General features: G+C 37.7%; 9 protein-coding genes. 4 read left to right on the top strand and 5 right to left on the bottom strand.

The window, feature by feature from the left end; genetic code table 11:
- Nucleotides 1-94: 94 nt before the first annotated feature.
- Nucleotides 95-1,438 (top strand): GH1 family beta-glucosidase, encoded by a 1,344-nt coding sequence (locus tag KS419_RS19365; RefSeq protein WP_217068100.1) that lies wholly within the window; start codon nt 95-97, stop codon nt 1,436-1,438.
- Between the two features lie 402 nt (nt 1,439-1,840).
- Here the strand turns inward: KS419_RS19365 and KS419_RS19360 are convergent, their stop codons facing one another.
- On the bottom strand, nt 1,841-2,719 hold the full coding sequence (locus KS419_RS19360) for an alpha/beta fold hydrolase (protein ID WP_217068099.1): 879 nt from the start codon (nt 2,717-2,719) through the stop codon (nt 1,841-1,843).
- A gap of 143 nt (nt 2,720-2,862) precedes the next feature.
- On the bottom strand, nt 2,863-5,394 hold the full coding sequence (locus KS419_RS19355; protein WP_217068098.1) for a DUF2339 domain-containing protein: 2,532 nt from the start codon (nt 5,392-5,394) through the stop codon (nt 2,863-2,865).
- Between the two features lie 251 nt (nt 5,395-5,645).
- Here KS419_RS19355 and dacB point away from each other — a divergent pair, with 251 nt between their 5' ends.
- Entirely contained in the window at nt 5,646-7,100 is a 1,455-nt protein-coding gene (dacB, locus tag KS419_RS19350; RefSeq protein WP_217068097.1) for a D-alanyl-D-alanine carboxypeptidase/D-alanyl-D-alanine endopeptidase, read from the top strand.
- On the opposite strand, the gene KS419_RS19345 is transcribed toward dacB, so the two are convergent.
- The 3 genes from KS419_RS19345 to KS419_RS19335 all read right to left on the bottom strand — a co-directional run bounded on the left by KS419_RS19345 (nt 7,097) and on the right by KS419_RS19335 (nt 10,013).
- Entirely contained in the window at nt 7,097-8,395 is a 1,299-nt protein-coding gene (locus tag KS419_RS19345; protein WP_217068090.1) for a sensor histidine kinase, read from the bottom strand. The genes dacB and KS419_RS19345 overlap by 4 nt on opposite strands.
- Before the next feature lie 262 nt (nt 8,396-8,657).
- Nucleotides 8,658-8,936 (bottom strand): hypothetical protein, encoded by a 279-nt coding sequence (locus tag KS419_RS19340; protein ID WP_217068088.1) that lies wholly within the window; start codon nt 8,934-8,936, stop codon nt 8,658-8,660.
- A gap of 105 nt (nt 8,937-9,041) precedes the next feature.
- Nucleotides 9,042-10,013, bottom strand: coding sequence for a DMT family transporter (locus KS419_RS19335; RefSeq protein WP_217068085.1), 972 nt, complete (start codon nt 10,011-10,013; stop codon nt 9,042-9,044).
- A 197-nt stretch (nt 10,014-10,210) separates the two neighbouring features.
- On the opposite strand from KS419_RS19335, the gene KS419_RS19330 reads away from it, so the two are divergent.
- Together KS419_RS19330 and KS419_RS19325 are read left to right on the top strand one after the other, a co-directional pair.
- Nucleotides 10,211-10,792, top strand: a complete 582-nt coding sequence (locus KS419_RS19330) for a helix-turn-helix domain-containing protein (RefSeq protein ID WP_217068081.1) — start codon at nt 10,211-10,213, stop codon at nt 10,790-10,792.
- Between the two features lie 34 nt (nt 10,793-10,826).
- Nucleotides 10,827-11,471 carry a hypothetical protein gene (locus tag KS419_RS19325; RefSeq protein ID WP_217068079.1) on the top strand — a complete coding sequence of 215 codons (645 nt, stop codon included), beginning with the start codon at nt 10,827-10,829 and terminating at the stop codon, nt 11,469-11,471.
- The last annotated feature ends 85 nt before the right edge of the window (nt 11,472-11,556 follow it).

Raw genomic sequence — 11,556 nt, 5'->3', positions numbered from 1 at the left:
TTTTATCATTTAGATATTTTTGCTGACTTGATTATATAAAACAACAATCTTTTTAGAAAGTAGCTTATAAAATAGCGGTAAAGGGGCTGAAGAAATGACTCAATTTCCGAAAGACTTTTTGTGGGGCACTGCAACTTCTTCGTACCAAGTTGAAGGTGGTGTCAAAGAGGATGGACGTGGAGAAACGATTTGGGACCGGTTTTGTCGTATTCCTGGAAAGGTAAGGAACAAAGAAAATGGTGATGTTGCTTGTAATCACTACTTCTTATATGAAGATGATATTAAATTAATGGCCTCTTTAAACATTCAAGCATATCGCTTTTCTGTTGCATGGTCCCGTATTTTTCCCGATGGAACAGGAAGAGCGAATGAAAAAGGACTGGATTTTTATAAACGAGTTGTCCACTCTTTACTTGAAAATGACATTGACCCGTTGTTAACTCTATATCATTGGGATTTACCACAGGTGCTGCAGGATAAAGGTGGTTGGACGAATCGAGATATGACTGATTATTATACAGAGTATGCCTCTTATTTATTTAAAGAACTTGGGGATGTGGTTAAAAAGTGGGGAACTCACAATGAACCTTGGGTTGTTTCCTACAAAGGCTATTCGCTAGGGAACAGTGCTCCAGGATATCTTGATTTTAGATCGCATCTAAAAGCGTCACACCATCTGTTGTTATCCCATGGAAAGACTGTACAAGCATTTAGGGAGATAGGTCCTAAAGATGGGGAAATAGGGATTACATTAAACATAGAACCTACGTATCCCCTTGAAGAAACGGAAGAGTGCCGTATTGCTGCTCAAACGAAGGATGGATTCCAAAACAGGTGGTTCATGGATCCGGTTATGAAGGGATTCTATCCGAAAGATATGGTAGAACTTTACTCAAAGTTTGAAACGTTCGATTATATTAATGATGGAGATCTTCAGATTATTTCCTCTCCAATGGATTTTCTCGGTGTAAATTATTACTCCATTGCAACGAACAAAAAAGGGACGGATGGGGAATTAGGATTCCTTGGTGTAGAATCTGTAAAAACAGGTAAACCTCAAACGTTTATGGAGTGGGAAGTGGAGCCGAAAGGGTTAGTAGATACTCTCGTTCGAATCAAAAAAGACTACGGTGATATACCACTTTATATTACAGAGAATGGTGCGGCTTATGATGATCAAGTGGAAGATGACGGAACAGTACAGGACGAGGATCGTAGGGAATTCGTTGAATTACATCTCAAAGCATGTAAAGAGGCGATCGATCAAGGGGTTAATTTAAAGGGCTATTATTTGTGGTCACTAATGGATAATTTTGAATGGAGATACGGTTATTCAAAACGATTTGGGATAGTCAGGGTAGATTACGATACACTGAAGAGAACACCGAAGAAAAGCGCTCTTTGGTATAAACAGGTTATTGAAAATGACGGGTTTTAACATTTAAGGGGTATCTTCAAAAGCAGTGGTGATGAGCTTTTGAGGATACCCTTTTTTAAAGGTAAGTATAAGTTTTTGCACCTTCGGGCATTGTCTAGCTCCATCGCCTACTCGCTACGGGGCACTTCAGAAGTGACAACTGAAGTCAAAGAGCGGACTTCAGGTTGTCATTCCTCCACTGCCCTACGCTCGTGATCTTAGGCGAGTACGCTTTTCGTATTGTCTAGCTCCAGCGTCTACTCACTACGGGGCACTTCGGAAATGACAACCGAAGTCAAAGATCGGACTTCTGTTGTCATTCCTCCACTGCCCTACGCTCGTGATCATAGGCGCTTGCGCTTTTCTTAAAAAGTCTTTCTAAAAACTCTATTATAGAAACGTGTGTCACACATAGAGAGCTAGTTAATAATGTGCTTGTAGAAAATCGATTATGTCTTGATTAATTTGTTTCAGATGATCAGTAGAAGGGAAGTGACCCATTTCATATGTTTTCCATGTTAAGGAATTTGGAATGAGTTCTTTTGCCCGACTTACTACGTTTTTCTCTGGGAAAAAAATATCGTTATCTCCCGCGATCAGGAGTGTTGGTGCAGTATAGTTTAGTAATTCATTAGGATCTGTTAATTTTGGCATATCCTGTTCCAATTTTGTACTTTTGAAGATTTCAGAGATGATTTGGTGATCAATGTTTTTCATACTGTTTAACGACATCACATCAGAGATTTTTTTTAAGTGTTTTTCATTTGATGTTATATGGAAGAGTGATAACGGAACAAGGATTTTCCGAATCATATCTAGTTTCGAACCCATTTTGATACCAGCCGGTGAAACTAAGACAGAGCATGCCATTTTCTTAGGGAGAAAAGTGGCTAACCTTAAGATAATGCCAGCACCATAGGAAGGACCAATAAAAGAACTTTTTTCAATTTGAAAGTATTCCATTAAATCAGCAATCCATAAAGCGAAGCTTTCATCTTTACCAGACATCCTAAATTCATCACTGAAACCAGGGTGTCCAGGCGTATCGGGAGCATAGATACGGTAATTCTGGAACAATTCTGAAAACCAGGATAAGGTTATGGGATTGATGCAGTTCCCCCCTTGGAAAATGAAAATTGGTTTTCCATTACTAGGTCCAGTAACTAACACATGAGTTTTTCCAAAGCGTGTGGAAATGTACATTCTTTCAAAATCTACAGAAAATGTTTCTAGATATTGTTCATAAGAATCTAGTATTTTTTTCTTTCCTTCTTTGTTTTTATAAATCGAATGGATTTTCATCATACACCCCAATATATATATTTCTTTGTTAAACGTTTTTTTGGTGAGATAAGTTCCATTTTTAGGGGAGATAATTTTGTGCATACAAAGAAAAATGACTATGAAAAGGTGATAATATCCCTCTTCATAGTCAAAAGTCAAAACTACATCCTTACTTGAGTACCTTCCCCTTGGTTACTAGAGACCTTCTGGTACATATAAGAAATTCCCAACAAAGCAACTCCAAAACTAAAGTAAGCGATAATCTTACTTCCTTCTGTTAAGAAGGACAAGTCATATAATATTAACTTTCCAGTACATAGAATGGTGAGACCAAGCCCTAGCCGGCGAATATAAACAAACCGTTTCCGAAATCCATAGAAAATGTAACTAATAGCTAGCAGTAAGTAAGCAGATGTAAAGACGAGACTTACATCCCCTAGATGGAATTGGACATGGAGAAATGCTGCCATAATACCAAGTAAATAAATTGCCAGTAGGAGAGGATAAAACTCCATATTTTTAAATTGCTGGCGTATAAAGGCGAGCAACAGATCCCTTCCGCTGAAAAACACAAGGATGTTGAATGCCATTAATAGCGCTAAAGCGAGATACTCCACGATGGTATTTTGACCATAAATGGGGTTTAAGGTAGAAATACTTACTGTAACAACTATCCCTAATAAGGTACCAAAGCCATATAAGAATAAGCAATAGTATTTAACAATCCGGTCATAGAGAACACTTACCTTTGTTAATCCATAAGCGAGAGAAATCGTTAAAAATGCCAGCATCATTAATTCATAGAAAGAGAATTGACTAAAGGTAGATGGAACCCATTCATAATAGAAGAAACGAGCTTTATACACCAGGTAAAACCAAAGATTAACAAGGGAAAAGTACTTAAAATGCCTAATGAAATTTGGATATCCTAGAAAAACAACTTCTTGTACGTTTAATCTGTTCTTTACATAATACATTGTTAAGAGCATCATTCCGAACATGATTGCAAAGTATTTACTGTTGAAATGTTGCGATAATGGCCATTCTCCTCCCCAAAATCCATAAACCTCCATGTAAAAGGTTCCAAGACAGAGAAAGAAAATCAACCATCCTGCTTTTTCTAAAGTCCGAAGTTTTGCCCTGTTAGCTAATAGTATGATTACAACAGCTTCGATTAACCATCCAAGTGCAATCCATTCAATAGCGAATTGGAAAGGTATCATTAATACCGTAAATGTTAATGCCGTTCCGTAAAATAGTAGGATCGTTTGTTTTTCTTTTGGCAGAAGTCTTGTAGTTAATTGACCTAATCCAAAGTAAAGCACACTGAAAAGGAGTGCGAGAAGTCCCCTGTAATCATCCCATAATAACTGATTGAACAGGAAGTACATGACTGTACAACTGATAAACGTATTAAACGCAAGGAGTACCACATCCAGGTTCTTCAGAGACACTTTATGCTTAAAAGAATATGCTAACGTGATACCTAGATAGAGTAAAAAGGTTAAAAAGGAATACACCATACTGATTAAATCGCTAGAAGAAAGTAGAATGAGTACCAGCATAGATGGAATGTTAAACAGGAAACTGATGTAATGGACAACTGTCCAATGTTTTTCTGATGCAATGAGTAAAATAGAAAGGTTCAAGAGAATTAAGTAACCCATGGCAATATAGACTGCTGTTCCTTCTAGGCCAAACGCAAGTATATAGGAATATAGGGGAAGATATCCTCCCACTAGACCAAAGGAACAAATGGTCTTGCTGTGATATCGGATCGACAAAACGACAGCGGTTATCGTCACCAAAACTGACATAATCAAGGCTGAATACAAACCAATGATTTCAAGTAGGAAATAGCTGAAAAATATGGAACCATAAAGTACGGCGATTCCACCACCAAGTAGACCAAATGCAAATGTCCGTTTTAGTTTACGGTAGAAGTATTCTCCTGCAAGAAGCATGAGAACCCCGAGAAGAAAGAAGGCAGCTCCTTTAAAATAATCATTAAACCAATTGGCATAGGAATAACGAAACGCAGCACCTACGCCAAGGATGATGAGGAGGATTCCAAGTTTATTAATCCAGTTCAATCCGATTTTCATCTCCATTTGGTTTTGTTTGATTCGTTTTTGGATAACATCTTCGGAAACTTCTTCCTCTGTAAACTCTGTGTATTGTTCCGACATTGCAGAGAGGAGTTCCCTTTCTCGGAGTGCCTGTTCTTCCTCGTGGGCACGGATTTTTTCATTTAAGTTCTCACTAATTTGTGTGAGTTGATAGTTCAATTCCTGTTTGTCTTCGTGTAACTTTTTATTTGCGGTATCTTTTAAACGGGAGATCTTTCTTCGACTATCTTCCTCCCATTGTTCAAGTTGGTTCTGATGAGAATTGTTTACATTGGAAAAATACGTGTTTAATTTTTCCTTTGATACTTTTAATATGTTTAACTTTTCATCAATAATTTGTTCTTGTAGAGCATAACGGAGTTTTCCATTTTCTGATTCTAATATATTTTGTTTTTCTTTCAGCTGATGGATGACTCTTTTATGTTCTTCGTATTTTTGACGGAGCTCTTGGTTTTCTCGAAGGAAGTCATGAGAATCGTATTCTTTAAGTAGTGCATCTAAGTCCTTTGTTATATTCGCCTGTTTGTTGCTAAGTTCCTTAAGGTGGTATTTAAATTCATCCATAAACATTCTCCTTTCTTTTTAGAATGATAAGACTGTTTTAATGATGTTTTAGAACCTTGTTTACAAGTGGAAAAGCTTCTTCTGTAGCTTAGTCAAGAATCTAAAAAAAATAATTGCTTTTAGGTAATGACGGTTTGCGGCCTCGTTAAGTTGCAATGTGTAAATTAGCTGAGAAAAAAATTATACAATATCCCAACGGTGGAATGATAAAAGTGCTATGAAATGTTGAGCAAAAAAGGGGTATACGTATTTTGAAATATTTAATAAATCTTACCATAATTATTCTTTGCCTCCTTTCCCACGCTAATGTCGCCTTTGCTTATGGGGATTCGATTCAGGTCAAGCTGACACCATTATTAGAGAAAGAGGAGTCGTTACAAGGTGCGATCATAGGGATCAGTGTTCGCTCGGCATCTAATGGAGAGCTTCTCTTTGAGCATTCCGGAGATGTCCGGTTGCAACCAGCTTCTAATTTAAAATTATTTACAGCAGCAGTTGCTCTTTCGACACTTGGGGAGAACCATTCTTTTAAGACGGAGATTTGGAGAGACGGGAATCTATTGTGGAAGGTGTTAAATGGGAATTTATATTTAAAAGGGAAAGGAGATCCAACCTTAACGATGGAAGACTTGAATCAGCTTGTAAAAGAAGTGAAGGGGAGTGGTATTTCTTTTATCCGTGGAGATGTTATCGTGGATGATACTTGGTATGATTCTGTACGCTATCCCGTAGATTTACCATGGAGTGATGAGACATATGATTATGGCGCCGCGATATCTGCGTTATCTTTAACGCCAACAGGTGAATTTGATCCTGGGTGTGTAGTCATTGAGATAGAGCCTGGGGATCGTACAGGCGAAAAAGGAAAGGTAACCGTTCCTCTAGGTGGGGATATGATTTCAGTAACTAACGAAACAGAAACAGTTGATAATGCCAATATGACAAAAGATATAATGATAGAGCGTCTTCATGGAACAAATAAGATTAGGATTAGCGGCCAGATCTCTAGAGATAGAGAGAAAATCTCGGATATTCTTCCCGTATGGGATCCCACAGATATCGTATCAGAGAGTTTGTTAAAGTTACTAAAAGAAAATAAAATCATAGTTGCTGGTGAAGTGAGAAAAGGAAAAACGCCAAAGAGTGCAGATAAAATGTTTTCCAAATCATCTATTCCATTACGAGAAATGATCATCCCATTTATGAAATATAGTATCAATAGCTACGGAGAAATATTAGTGAAAGAAATGGGGAAGCAACTTTCAGGTGATGGGAGCTGGTTAGTTGGTTTACCAGTCATGGAAAAGGAATTAAAGGAGCTTGGTGTAAATACAGAAACGATGACCATTAGGGACGGATCGGGCATTTCCCATCTGAATTTGGTCCCGCCAAATGAAGTAACGAATTTATTATATCTTGCTCAAGGGGAATCTTGGTTCCCAATGTTTTATAACTCCTTACCGGTCGCAGGAATAGCTGAGAAAAGGGTCGGAGGAACGTTGAGGAACAGATTGAAAGAAAAGGGATTAAAGGGGAAAGTGATTGCAAAAACTGGGTCATTAACTGGTGTAAGCTCGATTGCAGGCTACGCAGAGATGAAAGGTGGGGAGAAAATCATATTTTCTGTCATGTTAAATCATCTCCCTGTGGAGAATAGTGCGAAGGACGTGGAGGATCAAATCATCTCCCTTATTCTAGACAGTTAATGGATCCTTTGCTCTGGAAGTTCTGTTATTTTAGGAAAGACACGTTTGAAAGTGAGGAAAAAAGTTGTCCCATGTCCTTTTCTACTAGTTACAGTAATCTTCCCACGAAGGGCGGCTAAGAGTTGATATGCAACCATTGTTCCTAGTCCTGTCCCTTTTTCCTTTGTGGAGAGGAATGGGGTTCCTAATCGTGCCACTTCTTCTTCTGTCATTCCTACACCATTATCGGAAATTTGAATTAAAACATCTTGTTTTTTTGAAATAACAACTATTCGTAATATTCCACCTAACGGCATGGCCTCAATTCCATTATTCATAAGGTTTATTAGTATTTGATGGAACTTCTTCTTATCGATCTTTATAAAACTATCGGAATTAGCATCATATTTAAACTGTACTTGAACATGATGTATTTTTGCTAATGGCGCTATGATGTTCTTGATTTCAATTAATTCCTCAATAACGTTAACGGTCTGCAATTTTACATTCTCATATGGTTTCGCATAAGTTAGGTAGTCTGTAATGATGGCTTCAGCCCGTTCAAGTTCCTCCAATGCCAATCCCAAGTGGGAGTTTCTCTTCTCTTTGTTGTTGTCTAAAGAAGGATCATTTATGACAAGCTGAATAAATCCCTTTGTAACCGTTAAGGGGTTTCTTACCTCATGGGAGATGGAAGAAGCCATTTCGCTTAATCCTTTAAACTTGTCATGAATATGATCGTTTTCCATTAGTTCGTTTGCCCTTTTTAAATATTCCATTAAATATACGAGGAGACCAGTTAGGAGCATGGCGGTTGAAATATTAATCGCAATAATACTGAGATCTAATCTGGCCAAAGTACCAAACATGATATGACATATTAACAATTCCACAGATAAATAAATAAACGTCATCAGGACAGAAGATAACAATTTCATTTTTATAGAAAGGGACTGGAAAATAGGAATGAACAACGTAAACATAAATAAACTCATGCTAAGTAAAGTGAGGAAGTGAACGTAAAACCCATCCCCACCTATAAGAAAGCGATTTATAAGTGAATATATGACTAACACGAAGACGACACGTTTTCCCCCATAAATGACCCCGATAAGAAGGGGAAGAAATCGGAGATCGAAAGCATGACCATGGTAATCGTATATGGGGAAACTCATGCATAAAGAAATGGCTACTGCTGACAAGATGATTAAAACAAGAGTACTGTACCTTTTAACGGTCTTATGTATGTTCACAAAAATTTGGTAAGCAAGAACACTTACCAACAGAATAGAAATGTTAATGTATAAATTTTCCATTTATGCCACTCTCCGTTATAGCGATATATAATACTTCGTCTTAATAAACAATTTTTCCTGCTTTACTGACGGAGAAATCAAGTAGTATTATTCAAAAAAAAATGGAAATTTAGGGGATGCGGTTGCAAAATCGAACAAGAATAACTTTTATCTCAATGGAATGGAAGAAAATAGTTGTCCCTAAAACCTAGATAAACCTAAAAGGCGCCCCCATAAACAGGTCCTTCTTTGACCTGTTGGGGCAGCCTTGTAAAAAACAAGTTTATATACGATCCTGATCCACGGCTGAGGATGTATGTTCAATGACCCACTCCCTTGTCATATCAGAGACAAGGGGCCAGTCAGGAATTTTATCACTATGTTGTTGAATCCAGTTCATACAAAATTGAGGATCAATACTTTTCTCTTCACATTGCGATAAAAAATGCTGAATATTACTAGTACTGCAGTTTTCCCATGAACCACAAGTTACTCGCCAGATCTCTTCCATCTTATCCTGAACCTTAGAGTCTACACGTGGATTGAATTGATCATTTGACATTCGGATTCCCTCCTAAATGAATATACATAATCAGTATTTCCAACTAGGGAAAAACCATGTAATGAAAGGGAAATCAAGAGATGTGTTGTTTGAAAAAACTTCTGCTTAACTAGCCTCTTTTTTAGAGAACGATTTCTGATTACCATGTTTGGAAAAATAGCTGTGCGTTAGCATCCCAAAAATAATAATAAATATCCCGAGTAAGGCGTAACCACTTGGGAAAGGACTGGATAGTAACCATACTTCTCCGATGATGACGAATAAGATAGCAGTGGACTGGGTTGCCTCTACCGCTGCTAATTTCCCTTGATCCTTGCGCGCTCTATCTGTTGCGATAAAAAATAATGTAGTCGCAATTACCCCAGATGAGATGGCAACAATCAATGTCTGAAGGAGTTGATCAGAAGAAGGTGGCCCGACAGAAAGGAATCCATAGACACTTATAACAAACCAAAAGGGGATGCTTACTAACGTCATCCCAAAAACACGTTGAAATGTATCCAATCTTCCACCGGAGACTTCCATCATTTTACGGTTTCCTAACGGATAAGCAAATGCTGCAATGACAACAGGAAGAACGCCTACCAAAAGCATGTTGAGGGTGAAACCATCAGCGTGTTGCCATTGTATGATGATCGCACCTGTTAAGATGAGCAATGAAATAAATAGCGCTTTTAGCGGTATTTTCTGTCTAATTTTAATAGACCCAATATCTGAAGGTGACGTCTGAAAAAAGAGGGGACTTAATAATACACCAGCAACAATTGTTAATTGCCACGTTCCTGCGATTAACCAACCTGGTCCATAGGAAGCGGCGTAAGTTAACGGGGCATAAAACAATCCAAATCCCACCGTGCTCCAAAGGATCCATTGTATTGGATTGCTCTTTATTTCATGAATGACTTGTTTAAAGTTGTTTTTTAATATGACAATGAGAAATAACATAGGGAGCATGAAGAAGAATCGCAAAGACGAACTCCACAACCAACTTCCCCCACTTAAATCCATGGAGCGATTTAAAATAAATGTAACAGCAAAAAACATGGATGCTATTATGCCAATCGCGATTTCTTTCATGTAATTCCCACCTCTTGTTCGTTGAACGAATCATTTAAACGTTTATTGACTAGAAAAAACTTTTCGCTGATAAGATACAATGTTTTGACGTTATTACTCCTATTTGTTAATGGAATTTGTTATACTATACTTAACTTTCGGATAATTATACTATATTTTTCAGGCGATGAATAGAAACAAATAAGGGGTAGTGCATAATGGAGGATTCCAATTCATTACATGATGCTGAAAAGCTTGCTAAACAGGTAGGAGAGACACTGAGACGAATACGTCAAGAGCGAGGTTTAAGTTTACAAGAATTGGCGGAGATCACAGAGGTGAGCAAATTAACTTTAGGAAAAATTGAAAGGGGGGAAGCAAATCCATCCTTGACGGTTATTTGGAAGATAGCAAATGGATTAACGATTCCCATTTCTGTATTAGTGACGGAACACCAAGATGTAGTGGTTTCCAGAAAGAATAAAGGGAATAAAGTGTTGAGTGCGAATGGGGCCTGTTCGTTAGAACCCATATTCGATTCAACGAACTACGGATCGTCTGAAATCCACAGGGCTTTTTTAAAACCAAATAGTGAATATTCCCCTGACCCCCATCAACCTGGAGTGGTGGAATATGTGACGGTGATGAAAGGGGAGCTAATATTAAAAATACAGGAAGCGATTTATCATCTCCATGAGTATGATGCGATTAAGTTTCGAGGGGACCAGAGACATACGTATAGTAATCCAACTAATTCAGAGACGGTCCTTCATTTTGTCATGACGTATTCAAAAATATAATTTACAACGTAACGAGAGGAAGGGAAGTTTGAAGATGGAATTGGACTATCTTTTGTTTATTCTTGCGATATATAGTATCTCTGTTTTTTGGTTAGGTAAAAAATACTTTCGGTCCAAGAAAGTAATTCGTATGGCTAGTAACGCCATTTATCCAACTGTCGCTGATGATACAAAAGGAATGCGCACTCCATTAGGTAAATTAGAAGGCATGACATTTTGTTCTAAGAACTGGAAAAACATCAGGAGGCTTTCGTATGGAGTAATGCTATTTATCACTTTAGGTCTTTTGGTAGCGTTTCGTTATCACGAATCCTTAAACTTGTTTAACGCACTATTCTTTTTTATTTACCCAGTAATGTTTATTTCGGTTTATTCAAAAATACCGAGCTTTTTTGTTGTGGAAGGTGGCTTTTACCTAGATGAGAAGTTTTATAACTGGTCCACTATTGAGGCAGTGAAGATCGATAAAGTTAGGATGGGAGACCATATTTATGGAATGTTTGAGGGTGCATCTGAGTATAGCAAAGTAACCTTTGTCACTGGGAAAAGGGAGACAGTAACAATGCCCAAGGAAATTTATGTTTTAGAAACGACACAGCTCGAAAAATTGCGCAAGGTGTTCCAAGGGCTTGGTGTGAAAGAATTATGTGAAACTACAGAAAGTAAGAAGATAAAATGATCAAGGGCTGGTGGTGAAAATTAAATGAAAAGTTCAGAAGGAGATAAATATTCGACGGAGGAGCAGTAAAGAGGGGGAACATATC

The sequence above is a fragment of the Evansella tamaricis genome (genome assembly GCF_019042215.1).
Taxonomy (GTDB): Bacteria; Bacillota; Bacilli; order Bacillales; family Salisediminibacteriaceae; genus Evansella; species Evansella tamaricis.
Note: the sequence above shows the minus strand (reverse complement) of the source record. Positions and strands in the feature narration are given on the sequence as shown.